Here is a 13,620-nt window from a genome sequence, read left to right as displayed (position 1 = left end):
ATTCGAGGCATTCCATTCAAGGCGTTTCACCATGAACAAGACCCTGGTTTACCTCTACGATCCCCTGTGCGGCTGGTGCTACGGTGCAGGGGGACCTTTGCCTCAGGTTCTCGAATCCACGGGCCTTGCGTTGCGCCTGATACCGACGGGGCTGTTTGCCGGCAGCGGTGCTCGCGCCATGGATGATGATTTTGCGGCCTACGCCTGGAGCAACGACCAGCGTATTGAGCGCCTGACCGGGCAAACCTTCACTGAGCGCTACCGCGACCAGGTACTCGCCGACCGTCTTCAGGCGTTCGACAGTGGTCCGTCTACCCTGGCGCTCAGCGCAGTGAGTCTGACTTCGCCTGAGCGCGAGTTCGAAGCGCTCAAGGCGATTCAGGCGGCGCGCTATGTCGACGGTCTCGACGTGACTCGGCTGGAGACGTTGACAGCAGTGCTGGCGGACCTGGGTCTGGATGCCGCCGCGCAGCGGCTGACGCGTCTGGATTCGGCCTTGCAGCAGGCCAACGATGATCGTGTGGGGCAGGGGCGTGCCTTGTTGCGTCGCGTGGGCGGCCGAGGCGTGCCGACATTCGTTCTGCAACAAGCGGACGATGCCCTGCAGCTGTTACCTGGCGGCGCTATCTTTTCAGATCCTCAGGCCTTCATTCGCGAGCTGAACGTGGGGGTAAAACCATGAGCAAGAGCAACCTGGACATCATCCGAGCCTCGTACGAAGGCTCAGCCGAACAGAATGGCCGGAATCTGCTGGAGGCGCTGGCTGCGGACGTGACCTGGACCGAGGCGGCCGGCTTCCCCTATGCCGGTACCTATGTCGGCCCGCAGGCGATCATGGAGGGTGTGTTCCATCGCCTGGCCAGCGAATGGGATGGCTACCAGGCCAAGGTGCATACCTATGTGGCCGAGGACGACCGGGTTGCCGCCTTTGGCGTCTACTCGGGCACCTATCGCAAGACCGGGAAGGCGATGACCGCTACCTTTGCCCACCTGTACCGGCTGAACAACGGCAAGATCGTCAGCATGGAGCAATACGTCGACAGTGCGCAGGTCAACGCGGCGCTTACCTGAGCCGTTTCACGGTCGCCGTCGGTTCCAGGCGCAGGCCGCCGCGGGGCGGCCTGCGCCGACTGGCAATTACTTGCCCGAAGCGTCCTGCTCGACCACCAGGTCCAGCACATAGACCTGCGACGAGGCGTCGGCCGGCGGGTTCTTCCATTCGTATTGCTTCACGCGCAGCACGGTGCGCACGCCGTCACGGTGCTCGAAGCCCTCGATGGACTGGTACAGCGGGTGCCAGCTGTCCTGGGTCGCCAGCTGCAGGCCGGCGTCGTCATAGCGACGCTCGCGCACTTGCAGGCACTGGTAGTTGGGGATCAGTGGATGGCTGCACTTGACGGTCTTGGCGGCCACTTCCAGGAACTTGATCTCGCCCTTGCTGCCATAGCGGGTCTCCGGGGTGGCTTCACCCTGGAACTTCAGCACCGAGCCGTCCTGGGTGGTCAGTTGCAGCACCGGCTCCCCGGCATCGTCGGAGAGGATGGTGCGCAGGTCGCCCTTGAACAGGCGCCCGACCTGGGCGTCCAGTTCCATCAGGGGCTTGTCGCAGGCCTTCAGGGTCGAGGCCAGTGACTGCACCTTCAGTACGCCGTCCTGGACGGTATAGCCGCCAAACTGGTTGTTGCAGCCGCCGCTGATGTTCAGGTTACGCTCGGCGAAGTTCAGGCGCAGCTTGCCCTCGATGCCAGGCGCCATGGCGGCAATGGCCTTGCCCGACGCATCGTTGGCAGCGACCAGGTTCCAGTAGTAGGCCGAGAGTTTGGGCTGGGTTGCGGTAGACGCGGCAGTAGCAGGCATGGAAGGCGTCCCTTCATGGGAAGTGGAAGCCGGGGCACAGGCCTGGAGCAGGGCGGCGCAGACGGCAACGAGGAGAATATTCTGTTTCATGGTTCGCTCTTTCAGCCTTGAAAAATGGGGGCGGCATCCTCGCCAGGCGGGATGCGCGCGCCGGTAAACCGGGATATCGAGTCCGTTTCAGGATCGCTTCGCGATGTGGACCTTGCCACGTCTGTGAGCGCTATCGGACGGCCTCGGCGGTAACCGATGGCAATGGGACAGCATCGATTCCATTGAGTTTCATCGACGGGGTGGCCGGCAAGTGTTGCCAGATTTTGCAGAACAGCCAGTGCCCTCTAGACCTGCGGACCTTTGCAGGGATATCCACTCATTTTCGCGGCCTGCAGCGCCCGCTCGCTGGTCAAGGGCTTGAGTGCTCCCTCTGCGTAGCCGTTCTTGATGTAAAGAAAATAGTTGCCCTCCAGATCGTGGAAGATCCGGTACACATCGGCAGCTCTATGGGGGGTTGGCAGCGTGACGTTGTCGACCACCAGTTCATAGCCCTCGATACCCAGCTTGCCCAGCTTGGTCGTGAAGTCTGCTTCGAAGGCTGCGCGCCAACGATTGCGCTCGAAGGTGCATGCCCAGAAGAGGGCGATCAGTAGCAATAGCCCCGCGCACAGGAAGGCTATGTCGGTGAGCAGTTTCAGCATGTCGTTCCTTTGACCTGTGGTCCTTCAATACCGGCTGGATGCCACTTTACCAAGTCGCAACGGTAATATGCGCGCCCGCCGTGGTGCCGATAGGCCTGATTGCTCAGGCAGGCGCATGGTGAAGCCCCATGTCATTGTCATGGTCTAGGATTGCACAGACCCCAATCTTCAGAGGCAAGCAGCAATGAGCAAGCGCCGCACCGTCATTGCCACACTGACATCCATCGCGCTGGTACTGGCGCCCTGCATATCCTTCGCCGACCCGGGTAATGGCAAGGGGCACGGCAAGGGGCAATCCCAGCAGAACCATGGCAACCAAGGGGCGGGCAAGCACGAGGGTGGTCACGGCGGCCCGGTGATTGACCGGGGCGATGTGCTCGGCATCCTGGGTGGGCACCGCGACTACTGGAGCCCGGGTCCTGCATTGCCTCCCGGCATCCAGAAGAACCTGGCGCGTGGCAAGCCGCTGCCCCCAGGCATCGCCAAGAAGCTCGATGGCCGGTTGCTGGGCCAGCTGCCGCGTTATGACGGTTATGAATGGATGCAGGCGGGTGTCGACCTGATTCTGGTGGCAGTCGCCACGGGGGTGATATACGAAGTACTCAACGGTGCTTTCGACTAGGCTCTGTCCGAAATGTATCTGCACTCGGCCATACTGCGTTGAAACGGGGCTCGGAATGCTCATGTACTCCAGTACACTCCGCTTCCTCCCCCCGTTTCGCCTTGTCTGGCCTTCGCGCAGACACATTTCGTACAGACCCTAGGCAAAGAAAAGGCCCGCTGGGGAGGGCGGGCCAAGTGTTTCACGGATGAGTCATCACCTTGGCACGGCAGACGTGAAAATGTTGTCAATTGGCGCTGCTTTCGCGTAGGCGGGGAGCACAAAAAAGAAAACCCGCCAATCAGGCGGGTTGAACAGAACGTATCGAAGCCAGGTCAGTCTGCCTGGGCGTTTGTCAGAATTTCGTGAAGGCCACCCGGGTAATCGTGCAGTAAACGTTACTGAGTTTTTCATTAGTCCGGCGAACGTTCCCCGGCAACGGCTCCCGAGCCTCTAACGGTGTAGCAGTTCCAGCTGGCTGATCACGCAGACAGACGCATCCGTGGACGGGGTGTCATCGCTGAAGTCCACCTGGTTGTACACGCCGCCATGGAAGTTGAAGGTGTGGTCCTTCCAGCCCGAGGTCATTTGCAGCAGGCCGGAGTCGCCGCTGCGGCCGTTGCAGGCAGCGGTCACCGTCGCGGCCCTGGCCGCAGTCACTTCGAGGGTGATGTCGAAGGGCGTGCCCAGGGGCACATCGACGAGGAGCGTGCTGTTGGCTGGCGTCGCCTGGTTGAAGTCACGGCGAAAACCGAGGGTGATCTTGCCCTTGTTCCAGAACACCTTGATCGCCGGGCTGTCGTCGTCTTTCACATGCAACTGCGCGATCACCACCTTCTGTGCCGAGTTGACCTGCTCCAGCACCATGCGCTGGTGGCTGAAATGTCGGCTGGCGCTGCTCATGGCCCAGTAGGTGGCCTCCTTCCATTCGCAGCGGGTTCGATGGGTACTCTTGCTCGATGCGCCCTTGGTCGGCGCGGTCATGCGCACTGCGCCACTGCTCAGCCGGCTCACAACCTGGGGCTGGCTGGCGAGGGCCTGGGCGCCGGTGACCTCCAGGGCCACAGGGTTGGTAGCGGATTTGGGCAGCGGGGTAGTAATGATCAGTTGGTCGATGTTCACGGCCATGGGGAAAGCTCCTTGATGAAAAAGATCCTGCACCCATGCGAGCGCTGAAATGGCGGGCGGTTCAGTGGTGCGCGGGACGGCCGGGCAAAAAAAGCCCGCCAGGGCGGCGGGCAAAGTGCGTTTTTGAAGGGAGAGCCTGCACCATGCGCCTTGTCGGTTAAGCCGGGGTTAAGCGCCGCGAGGATTGACCGCCCGCGCCGATGCGCCTATACAGGCGTGCCGTTGTTACCGGAGCCTGCGATGCACGACGAAGACGATCTGCCCGAACCCGAGCACGACCACCTGCTCGACCCCGAATTCCACGAAGACTTCGACCCCGAGGCGGACGCCTACGGGGCGCTGGATGAAGTCGAGGAGGATGAAGAATCGCTCGACGACTTCGACGATGAGGACGACCATCCGGCCTGGCACGACGACTGCGACGATTGATGTCGCCGCCATCGCGCTCAGCGACGGTCGAGGGAGAAGCGCCCGGCGCCGGTGAGGGCCAATAGCAGCAAGCCGCCGACAATGGCGAGGTTCTTCAGGAACTGGGTCATGTTGGCGCTGCGCTCGGGCTCGACCATGTTCCAGAACGGGTGCCCGAGCAGCGCGGTGCCCAGCACGAACAGGGCGAACAGCAGGGCCAGCGGGCGGGTGTAGAAGCCCAGGATCAGCAGGATGCCGACCAGCAGCTCCATGATCACGGCAACGGCCGCCGCCAGCATGGGCGCCGGTGCGCCGAGGGAGGTCATGTAGCCGACCGTGCCTTCGAAACCGCTCAGCTTGCTCCAGCCGGAGAGCACGAACAGGATCATCAGCAGGATGCGGGCGAGCAGCAGGATGACGTCGCGTTGACCGTCGAGCAGGCTATAGCGCATGGCGGCGCTCCAGTGGACAGGGACAGGTTCCACTCTAGCAGCTGCGCGGCGGTTTTCCGGCGGGCATGAAAAAGGCGCCGCAAGGGCGCCTCGATCGACAGAAGATGGTGCGAGTGGCGGGACTCGAACCCGCAAGGCTCACGCCGACAGATTTTAAGTCTGCTGTGTATACCAATTCCACCACACTCGCACGATTGACCGGCATGCTACATAGCAGCAGGGCCAAGGCAATCAGGCGCGCTTTATAACCCATTGTTATAGAAGCGTCAACCGGCCCCAGGGTTCAGGGTTCGATGCTGCGGGCGATGTCGCGCATCTCGCAGGCCGAGTGGCGCAGGTCATCGACATGCCCGTCCATGGCCTTTGCATCGGCCTGGTGGATCGAGTGGCGCAGGTACCTGGCATGGCCATCCAGGGCCTGGCACAGTTCTTCGAGTTCGCCGGCGCTGCGCACCAGGTCGTCCTGCAACCCTTGCATGCGAAGGTTAGAAGTCATGGCGCTTCCTTGTAGGGTCGGGGCGGGGCCACTATAGGTCAATTGACAGGATGCCGCCATTACGCCACTGTTCAGGCATTGGATCCAACTGGTCGTGTCGCCATGTCATCGCGCTCCCCCGACCCAGAGGCAGTCCGGCGTGTACGGCCGAAGCTGTTCTGGCGTCTGCTGTTCCTGCTTGTCTGCCTGCTGGCGGCATTCCTGTACGCCGGTTTCATGAGCCTGGGCGGCTACCTGCTGATGCTCGGGCTCGATCAGGAACACCCCGAACCGCAGCGCTTGCTGGCATTGGGCGGCGGGGCGTCAATCCTGTTGCTGGGGCTGTGGTTGCTGAAGGTGGCGATGCCACGCCGGCTGGTGCCGACGGTGGTGGAGCGCGAGCACTGACGATCGTCGCCTGAAGGACGGTGTAGGCGGGACTTTTGACTACGCTCAATATGTCCTTTCGCGGTGCTTGTGGAGCTTGCATGGTGTCGACAGACCGCCCCACCCATTCGGTGATGCCCGAGGCGCGCTACGAGCAGTTGGTCCAGGCAGTGGTGGACTATGCCATCTACATGCTCGATCCGACCGGCCATGTGGTGTCGTGGAACGCGGGTGCGCAGCGGATCAAGGGCTATCGCGCCGACGAGGTGATCGGCCGGCATTTCTCGTTGTTCTTTACTGACCAGGACCGTGCCGAAGGCCGTCCGCAACAGCTGCTGCACCAGGCCTTGGAAGAGGGCAAGGTGCAGGACGAGGGCTGGCGCGTGCGCAAGGATGGCACGCAGTTCTGGGCGCTGGCGGCGCTGGATGTCATTCGTGACGAAACTGGCGAGGTCATCGGCCTGGCCAAGGTCACCCGTGACATCACCGACCGCCGCGAATCCGCCCTGCAACTGGACGCCATGCGCGCGCAGCTGTTCCAGGCGCAGAAGCTCGAGGCCCTGGGGCAACTGACCGGTGGCCTGGCCCATGACTTCAACAACCTGCTGACGATCATCCTCAGTTCCGCCCGGCTGGCCTGCGGCAGCCACGATCCGGCACGGGTGCGGCGCCTGCTCGAGCATATTCTCGACGCCGGCCAGCGCGGTACCCAACTCACCCAGCAACTGCTCAGTTTTGCCCGGCATCGGCAATTGAACGTCACCCGCATCGCCCCGGCCCAGGTGATCGACACCACCCGCGGGCTGGCGGAGCACGCGCTGCCCAGGGACATCGAACTGCTGCCGCAGGTGCAGCCGGACCTGCCATTGATCGAGGTGGACGCCGGTCAGTTGCAGATGGTCCTGCTCAACCTGGTGTTCAACGCCCGCGACGCCATCGCGGCGACCGGGCAGATCCACCTGGCGGTCGAAAGCGTTCGCCTGGCCGGCGAGGTGGAGGGCCTGCACGGGCACTTCGTGCGTTTCGATGTACGTGATGACGGGCAGGGCATCGACCCCCAGGTGTTGCCGCGCATCTTCGAGCCGTTCTTCACCACCAAGGCTTTCGGCAAGGGCACCGGCCTTGGGCTGAGCCAGGCCTATGGCTTCGCCCGCCAGAGTGAGGGCGCGATCAGCGTCTCCAGCCGCCCCGGCGAAGGCACCTGCATGAGCCTGTACCTACCCGCCCGAACGGGCACCGATACCCCAGCGAGCGACGGATAGACGACCATGGTAGAGCAACTCAAGCGGCTGGCCACCGGCATCGAAGGGCTCGATGCGCTGCTCAAGGGCGGGCTGGTGGTCGGTGCCTCCTACATCGTCCAGGGGCATCCGGGCTCGGGCAAGACCATCCTCGCCAACCAGCTGGCCTGCAACCATGTGCGCGACGGAGGCCGGGTGCTGGTGGCGACTTTGCTCAGCGAGTCCCATGAGCGCCTGTTCCAGTACCTGTCGACGCTGAGCTTTTTCGACCCGGCGCTGGTCGGCGACAGCATCCAGTTCGTCAGCGCCTTCGACACGCTCGAGCAGGATGGCCTGGACGCGGTGGTCAGGCTGTTGCGCCAGGAGATCGCCCGGCAGCAGGCCACCTTGCTGGTCGTCGATGGCCTGCTCAACGCCCGCTCGCGGGCGGAAACCAGCCTGGACACCAAGAAGTTCGTCTCCGAGCTGCAGGGGCATGCGGCGTTCGCCGGTTGCACGGTGTTGCTGCTGACCAGTGCCCGGCTGGAGGAGGGCAGCCCCGAGCACACCATGGTCGATGGCGTGATCGAGCTGGGTGAGCATCTGGTCGGCAGTACTGCGGTGCGGCATGTCCAGCTGCGCAAGACCCGTGGCAGCAGCGCGCTGTCCGGGCGCCACGAATGCCAGATCGATGAGTCGGGGTTGCAGGTCTATCCGCGCCTTGAAGCGCTCTACAGCCGGCCCAGCCAGCAGGATGCGCAAACCCTGGCGCGGGTCGCCACCGGGGTCGCCGATCTGGACGGCATGCTCGGTGGCGGGCTGGCCGAAGCCTCGGTGAGCCTGCTGATGGGGCCATCCGGCGTGGGCAAGACGGCCTTGGGCATCGCGTTTCTCGCTGCCTCGACGAAGGCCGCGCCGGGCCTGCATTTCGGTTTCTACGAGACGCCGGCGCGGCTGCGCCTGAAGGCGGCCGCGCTGGGCTACGATCTGTCGGCATTGGAGCGCGAGGGGGCGGTGCAACTGAGCTGGCAGCCGACCACCGAAGGCCTGCTGGACCAGCTCGGCGCCCGTCTGCTGGCGCAGGTCGAGGCATTGGGCGCGCGGCGCGTGGTGATCGACAGCCTGGGCGCCTTTGGCCGCCTGGCGCTGGAGCCCGCCCGCCTGAACGCGTTCTTCCGCGCGCTGACCGGCGAATTGCGCGCCCGCGGCGTCACGGTGCTGCTGACCTGGGAGATGCGCGATATCTTCGGTTCGGAAATCACTGCGCCGGCTCCGGACCTGTCGAGCATCGTCGACAACCTGATCCTCATGCGCTTCGCCGAGCTCGATGCACAACTGCACCGTGCCCTGTCGATCATCAAGGTACGCGACAGCGACCACGATCCGGCCCTGCAGGCGTTGAACCTGGGGCCCAAGGGCATCAGCCTGGCGCGGGCGTTCGATGGCGCCAGCGGCGTGCTCAGCGGCTCGGCGACGACGCCAGGAGATCGCTGATGGGATGAACAGCATCCTGATCGTCGACGACGAGTACCTGATCGCCGATATCCTGGGTTTTGCCCTGGAGGATGAGGGCTACCTGGTGGAAAAGGCCAGCAATGGGCGCAAGGCCCTGGAGGCCCTGAGAGAAAAGCGCGTGGACCTGGTGATCACCGACTACATGATGCCGGTGCTCAATGGCGAGGAATTGCTGAACGCGATTCGTGACGAGCTGCAGCTGGCGGATTTGCCGGTGATTCTCATGAGCGGCGCCCAGGCCAGCCAGGGTCGGGCCTGCCCCGGAAGGTTCGCGGCGGTGTTCGACAAACCCTTCGACATGGACCGGATGATCACCACGGTGCGCGAACTGCTCGGCACCTGAGGTTCGGGAGAGGCTCCCCGCATGGGCGGGCAATCGATCAGGCGCATCCGTGCGGCATGATGCGGTTGGCTTGGGGTTACTCGTCGTGGCTCTTCTCCGGTGCCGGGCTGCCGGCCTGGATCCGCTTGTAGATCTCTTCACGGTGCACCTGGACATCCTTCGGCGCATCGATACCGATCCTCACCTGCATCCCCTTGACGCCCAGAATGGTGACTTTGATGTCGTCGTCGATGACGATGCTTTCGCCAACCTTGCGTGTGAGTATCAGCATGTAGTTCTCCTTGGTGATGTAGAAAACCGCCGAGCCTGATGGTCTGCGGTGGGAGCCTGTCCCTCTTCCTTCTCATTAAAGACGCTTTCGGCGGATAGTAATTCCCCGACAGACAAATTCTGTTATCGATCTTTAGTTGCAGGTGCCAGTGGGGGTGCTACGCATTCCACTGGCCAAGGTGCTCGGTGGCAAGGATAGGGTGCTTGGCGCCATATGGGAAATTTCTCTGCTCGATGAACTAAATAGTGGGGCTCAATGATCGTTCTGGCGCTGCAGGGCCTGGAGGAAGCGCAGCAGTGACACTTCCTCGATTTCCAGGCCCTTGCGCGCATGGGCTGGAGCACAGTAGTAAGCATCACCAGCGTGGGAGCGGGCTAGCCCCGCGATCACCGGCGAAGCCGGTGCCATACACCCCATCGCGGGGCAAGCCCGCTCCCACGCTGTCCCAGTTAACGACGTAGTGCAGGGCGGCAGGCAGCGGGCAGTCGGGCATGGGTGCGGTCCATGGAGGGCACTGTTGCTGCAATGGACCGCGCCCGTTGCGGCATTGCTCAACCCAGCAGCGCCACCGACTTGATCTGCGCCCACAGCATCTGGCCCGGTTGCACTGCGAGCTGGTCTGCCGAATAGCGGGTGATGCGCGCCAGCAGGGCGTTGCCGGCGGCATCCAGGCTGACCAGTACATGGGCCGGGTTGTCTGCTGGGCGGCACTCGCGGACCCGCACCGGCAGGCGGTTGAGGATGCTCGAGGCGCCGTCTGCGGTCAGTGCCAGGCTGACATCCCGGGCCTGCACCTTGAGCCGCAGGGTGCTGCCCATGTGCAGCCCGGGGTGGGCGATGCGCAAGCGCTGGCCGTCACCGCCGGGCAGGCGCAGCTCGAACAGCTGGTAATGCGGATCGTGGCCCACCACCACGCCTTCGAGCACCACGCCGGCATCCTCGCCCTGTGCCAGGGGCAGGTCGAGGCGTGCCAGGGTCTGGCCGATCGGCCCGCTGGCCACGGCCTTGCCCTGTTCGAGCAGGACCAGGTGGTCGGCCAGGCGCGCCACTTCGTCCTGGGCATGGCTGACGTAGATCAGCGGGATATCCAGCTCGTCGTGCAGGCGCTCCAGATACGGCAGGATCTCGCGCTTGCGCGCGCTGTCGAGCGCAGCCAGCGGTTCGTCCATCAGCAGCAGCCGTGGGCTGCTGAGCAGGGCACGGGCGATACCGACCCGCTGCGCTTCGCCACCGGACAGGGTCGCCGGCTTGCGCGCCAGCAGGTGGCCGATGCCCAGCAGCTGACAGGCCTGCTCCTGGTTGATCTTGCGCGCCTCGGGGGCGATGCGGCGCCAGCCGAACTCGAGATTGCCGCGCACCGACAGGTGCGGGAACAGGCTGGGCTCCTGGAACACATAGCCGACCGGGCGCTGGTGCGGCGGGATGAAATGCCCACGCGCGCTGTCTTCCCAGACCTGGCCATTGACCTCGATGTAGGCGCTGGCGGCCCGCTCCAGGCCGGCCAGGCAGCGCAGGCACGAGGTCTTGCCCGAGCCGGAATGGCCGAACAGGGCGCTGATGCCGCGTCCGGGCAGGTCGAGGTCGACGTCCAGGGTGAAGTCGTCACGCGCCAGTTTCAGGCGCGCCTGTATCGATGCGCTCATGTCAGCTCCAGCCAGCCTTGCCACGGCGGCCGGCATAGAGCATCAGCAGCACCAGGAACGAGAACACCAGCATGGCCCCGGCCAGCCAGTGCGCCTGGCTGTATTCCATGGCCTCGACGTGATCGAAGATCTGCACCGAGACCACGCGGGTCTTGTCGGGAATGTTGCCGCCGATCATCAGCACCACGCCGAACTCGCCCACGGTGTGGGCGAAGCCGAGGATGCTGGCGGTGATGAAGCCGGGGCGCGCCAGCGGCAGCACCACGTGGATGAAGGTATCCCAGGGGCTGGCGCGCAGGGTGGCGGCCACCTCCAGCGGGCGCTGGCCGATGGCGCCGAAGGCATTCTGCAACGGCTGTACCACGAAGGGCATGGAGTACACCACCGAGCCGATCACCAGCCCGGTGAAGCTGAACACCACGCTGCCCAGGCCCAGGGCCTGGGTGGCCTGGCCGATCCAGCCATGGGGGCCGAGGGCCAACAGCAGGTAGAAACCGATCACCGTCGGTGGCAGCACCAGGGGCAGGGCCACCACCGCGCCGATCGGCCCGCGCAGCCAGGAGCGGGTGCGCGCCAACCACCAGGCGATGGGCGTGCCCAGCACCAGGAGGATGGCGGTGGTCAGGCTGGCCAGCTTGATGGTCAGCCAGATTGCGCCCAGGTCACTGGCGTCAAGCGGCATCAGAGCTCATAGCCGTAGGACTTGATCACCGCGGCGGCCTTCGGGCCCTTGAGGTAGTCGACCAGGGCCTTGGCGGCCGGGTTGTCCTTGCCTTTGTTGAGGATCACCGCGTCCTGGCGGATCGGGTCATGCAGCTCGGCGGGCACGATCCAGGCGGAGCCTTCGCTGACCTTGCCGTCCTTGTAGATCTGCGACAGGGCGACGAAGCCCAGCTCGGCATTGCCGGTAGACACGAACTGGAAGGCCTGGGTGATGTTCTGGCCTTCGACGATCTTCGCCTTGGTGGCTTCGGTCAGCTTCAGCTTGTCCAGCACCTGGGTGGCGGCCAGGCCGTAGGGCGCGGCCTTGGGGTTGGCGATGGACAGGTGCTTGTATTCGTTCTTCTTCAGCACCTCGCCCTTGGCGTCGACGTAGCCCGGCTTGGCCGACCACAGCGCCAGGGTGCCGATGGCGTAGGTGAAGCGCGAACCCGCGACGGTCTCTTTCTCCTGCTCGAGCTTGGCCGGGGTGCTGTCGTCGGCGGCGAGGAACACTTCGAACGGCGCGCCGTTCTTGATCTGTGCGTAGAACTGGCCGGTGGCGCCGTAGGCGGCGACCAGCTTGTGGCCGGTGTCCTTCTCGAAGTCCTTGGCGATGGCCTGGATGGGCGCTGTGAAGTTGGCCGCCACGGCGACCTGGACCTCGTCGGCCTGGGCGGCGTTGACGGTGATCAGGGTGGCAAGGGCGCTGAAGGCCAGGTGGGACAGGCGAATACGCATGCAAACGGCTCCTAGGGACGGCGGGTTATCGTTATGGCTTGGACTATATAGCGATACGCCATCTGTCGGGAAGAGGGGGTCTGAAAATTTCCTGATCTACGAGTCAGCTTTTGTTGTCTGCCCGGCAATCAGGCGGGTCAGGTCGCCAGCTGGCATATGCCGCCCGAGGCGCAGCGCCTGTCCAGACCACAGGTTGCTGAAGTCGGCGTTGCCCTGTGGATCGGTGATCGCCCGCAGTGGCATCAGCGCGCCGCCGGCCAGCGGGAAGCGTGGGGCGAGGGCGCTCATCGGCCCCAGTTCGCGCATCAGGCGGTTGTTGATGCCGCGGGCCGGGCGGCCGGTGAACAGGTTGGTCAGCGCGGTATCGCTGGCGGACGCGCTGTCCAGGGCGCGGCGGTGTGCCGCAGACACCTTGGCCTCGGGGCAGAACAAGTACGCGGTGCCGACCTGCACCGCCGAAGCCCCCAGGGCCAGGGCGGCGACCAGGCCGCGATGATCGCCGACACCGCCCGCCGCGATCACCGGCAGCTTCACGGCATCGACCACCTGGGGCACCAGGGCGAAGGTGCCGATCTGGCTGGTGATGTCGCTGCCGAGGAACATGCCGCGATGGCCGCCGGCCTCGTAGCCCATGGCGATGATCGCGTCGCAGCCGTTCTGTTCCAGCCACAGCGCTTCCTCCACCGTGGTGGCGCTGGACAGCACCTTGGCCCCGGTCGCCTTGACTCGACACAGCAACTCGGGCACCGGCAGGCCGAAGTGGAAACTGACCACTTCCGGGCGCAGTTCCTCCACCAGCTGGCAGCTCAGTTCGTCAAAGGGGGCGCGGTTGGACACTGGCGTCGTCGCCTCGAAATCCGCGCCGACTTCCTCGTAGTAGGGCTTGAGCGCCTGCTTCCAGCGGGCGTCGCGCTCGGGATCGGGCGTCGGCGGCTGGTGGCAGAAGAAGTTCAGGTTGAGCGGGCCCCGGCAGGCGGCACGGAAGGCCTCGATCTCTCCGCGCACCTGTTCGGCGCTGAGCATGGCGCAGGGCAGGGCGCCCAGGCCGCCGGCGTTGCCGACGGCAATGGCCATGGCCGAACCGCTGGCGCCGGCCATGGGGGCCTGGAGAATGGGCAGCTCGATACCCAGCAGGTCGAGGATGCGGCGGTCTTGCCAGGGGCTCATGGGCGACTCCTTGAGTGCGGG

The 13,620-nt window shown here is 64.6% G+C and carries 19 protein-coding genes and 1 tRNA gene; 8 read left to right on the top strand and 12 right to left on the bottom strand.

Annotated features, from left to right (window positions below; translation table 11 throughout):
* The first annotated feature begins 31 nt into the window (after positions 1–31).
* Together HU751_RS22330 and HU751_RS22325 are read left to right on the top strand one after the other, a co-directional pair.
* Positions 32–682 carry a DsbA family protein gene (locus HU751_RS22330; RefSeq protein ID WP_186734269.1) on the top strand — a complete coding sequence of 217 codons (651 nt, stop codon included), beginning with the start codon at positions 32–34 and terminating at the stop codon, positions 680–682.
* Positions 679–1,071 (top strand): nuclear transport factor 2 family protein, encoded by a 393-nt coding sequence (locus tag HU751_RS22325; RefSeq protein ID WP_186734270.1) that lies wholly within the window; start codon positions 679–681, stop codon positions 1,069–1,071. Before HU751_RS22330 ends, HU751_RS22325 begins: the two co-directional genes overlap by 4 nt.
* Positions 1,072–1,137: 66 nt before the next feature.
* Here HU751_RS22325 and HU751_RS22320 read toward each other — a convergent pair whose 3' ends face one another.
* Positions 1,138–1,857, bottom strand: coding sequence for an META and DUF4377 domain-containing protein (locus HU751_RS22320; protein WP_225933367.1), 720 nt, complete (start codon positions 1,855–1,857; stop codon positions 1,138–1,140).
* Positions 1,858–2,192: 335 nt separating this feature from the next.
* Entirely contained in the window at positions 2,193–2,549 is a 357-nt protein-coding gene (locus HU751_RS22315; protein WP_186734272.1) for a hypothetical protein, read from the bottom strand.
* A 184-nt stretch (positions 2,550–2,733) separates the two neighbouring features.
* On the opposite strand from HU751_RS22315, the gene HU751_RS22310 reads away from it, so the two are divergent.
* Positions 2,734–3,171: an anti-virulence regulator CigR family protein gene (locus tag HU751_RS22310; protein WP_186715197.1), complete on the top strand. Its 438-nt coding sequence runs from the start codon at positions 2,734–2,736 to the stop codon at positions 3,169–3,171.
* 432 nt (positions 3,172–3,603) lie between these two features.
* Here the strand turns inward: HU751_RS22310 and HU751_RS22305 are convergent, their stop codons facing one another.
* Positions 3,604–4,278 (bottom strand): polysaccharide lyase family 7 protein, encoded by a 675-nt coding sequence (locus HU751_RS22305; RefSeq protein ID WP_186734273.1) that lies wholly within the window; start codon positions 4,276–4,278, stop codon positions 3,604–3,606.
* A 240-nt stretch (positions 4,279–4,518) separates the two neighbouring features.
* Here HU751_RS22305 and HU751_RS22300 point away from each other — a divergent pair, with 240 nt between their 5' ends.
* Positions 4,519–4,707, top strand: coding sequence for a hypothetical protein (locus tag HU751_RS22300; RefSeq protein ID WP_050706261.1), 189 nt, complete (start codon positions 4,519–4,521; stop codon positions 4,705–4,707).
* Between the two features lie 17 nt (positions 4,708–4,724).
* Here HU751_RS22300 and HU751_RS22295 read toward each other — a convergent pair whose 3' ends face one another.
* The 3 genes from HU751_RS22295 to HU751_RS22285 form a co-directional block, all read right to left on the bottom strand.
* Positions 4,725–5,138 carry a DoxX family protein gene (locus tag HU751_RS22295; protein ID WP_028692439.1) on the bottom strand — a complete coding sequence of 138 codons (414 nt, stop codon included), beginning with the start codon at positions 5,136–5,138 and terminating at the stop codon, positions 4,725–4,727.
* Positions 5,139–5,243: 105 nt separating this feature from the next.
* Positions 5,244–5,328 (bottom strand) — tRNA-Leu (locus HU751_RS22290).
* Between the two features lie 93 nt (positions 5,329–5,421).
* Positions 5,422–5,634, bottom strand: coding sequence for a hypothetical protein (locus tag HU751_RS22285; RefSeq protein ID WP_186734274.1), 213 nt, complete (start codon positions 5,632–5,634; stop codon positions 5,422–5,424).
* A gap of 102 nt (positions 5,635–5,736) precedes the next feature.
* Between HU751_RS22285 and HU751_RS22280 the strand changes: the two genes are divergently transcribed.
* From HU751_RS22280 to HU751_RS22265, 4 genes are all read left to right on the top strand, one after another.
* The gene (locus tag HU751_RS22280) at positions 5,737–6,021 is read left to right on the top strand and encodes a hypothetical protein (protein WP_050706258.1); all 285 of its coding nucleotides are present in this window, start codon (positions 5,737–5,739) and stop codon (positions 6,019–6,021) included.
* A gap of 80 nt (positions 6,022–6,101) precedes the next feature.
* The gene (locus HU751_RS22275) at positions 6,102–7,262 is read left to right on the top strand and encodes a two-component system sensor histidine kinase NtrB (RefSeq protein WP_186734275.1); all 1,161 of its coding nucleotides are present in this window, start codon (positions 6,102–6,104) and stop codon (positions 7,260–7,262) included.
* A 6-nt stretch (positions 7,263–7,268) separates the two neighbouring features.
* A complete protein-coding gene (locus HU751_RS22270; protein ID WP_186734276.1) occupies positions 7,269–8,714 on the top strand; it encodes an ATPase domain-containing protein in 1,446 nt (481 codons plus the stop codon).
* 4 nt (positions 8,715–8,718) lie between these two features.
* Positions 8,719–9,078, top strand: coding sequence for a response regulator (locus tag HU751_RS22265; protein WP_186734277.1), 360 nt, complete (start codon positions 8,719–8,721; stop codon positions 9,076–9,078).
* 76 nt (positions 9,079–9,154) lie between these two features.
* Here the strand turns inward: HU751_RS22265 and csrA are convergent, their stop codons facing one another.
* The 6 genes from csrA to HU751_RS22235 all read right to left on the bottom strand — a co-directional run bounded on the left by csrA (position 9,155) and on the right by HU751_RS22235 (position 13,599).
* Positions 9,155–9,349, bottom strand: a complete 195-nt coding sequence (gene csrA, locus HU751_RS22260) for a carbon storage regulator CsrA (RefSeq protein ID WP_186734278.1) — start codon at positions 9,347–9,349, stop codon at positions 9,155–9,157.
* A 252-nt stretch (positions 9,350–9,601) separates the two neighbouring features.
* The gene (locus HU751_RS22255) at positions 9,602–9,757 is read right to left on the bottom strand and encodes a hypothetical protein (RefSeq protein WP_186734279.1); all 156 of its coding nucleotides are present in this window, start codon (positions 9,755–9,757) and stop codon (positions 9,602–9,604) included.
* A gap of 143 nt (positions 9,758–9,900) precedes the next feature.
* A complete protein-coding gene (gene modC, locus HU751_RS22250) occupies positions 9,901–10,992 on the bottom strand; it encodes a molybdenum ABC transporter ATP-binding protein (RefSeq protein WP_186734280.1) in 1,092 nt (363 codons plus the stop codon).
* A 1-nt stretch (position 10,993) separates the two neighbouring features.
* Positions 10,994–11,674, bottom strand: coding sequence for a molybdate ABC transporter permease subunit (gene modB, locus HU751_RS22245; RefSeq protein ID WP_046856204.1), 681 nt, complete (start codon positions 11,672–11,674; stop codon positions 10,994–10,996).
* Positions 11,674–12,432, bottom strand: coding sequence for a molybdate ABC transporter substrate-binding protein (modA, locus tag HU751_RS22240; RefSeq protein WP_186734281.1), 759 nt, complete (start codon positions 12,430–12,432; stop codon positions 11,674–11,676). The genes modB and modA overlap by 1 nt, the downstream gene beginning before the upstream one ends.
* 96 nt (positions 12,433–12,528) lie before the next feature.
* Positions 12,529–13,599: an NAD(P)H-dependent flavin oxidoreductase gene (locus tag HU751_RS22235; RefSeq protein WP_186734282.1), complete on the bottom strand. Its 1,071-nt coding sequence runs from the start codon at positions 13,597–13,599 to the stop codon at positions 12,529–12,531.
* Positions 13,600–13,620 lie beyond the last annotated feature (21 nt).

This window comes from Pseudomonas peradeniyensis, assembly GCF_014268935.2.
Classification (GTDB): Bacteria; Pseudomonadota; Gammaproteobacteria; order Pseudomonadales; family Pseudomonadaceae; genus Aquipseudomonas; species Aquipseudomonas peradeniyensis.
This window is presented reverse-complemented; position numbering and strand designations above follow the sequence as displayed.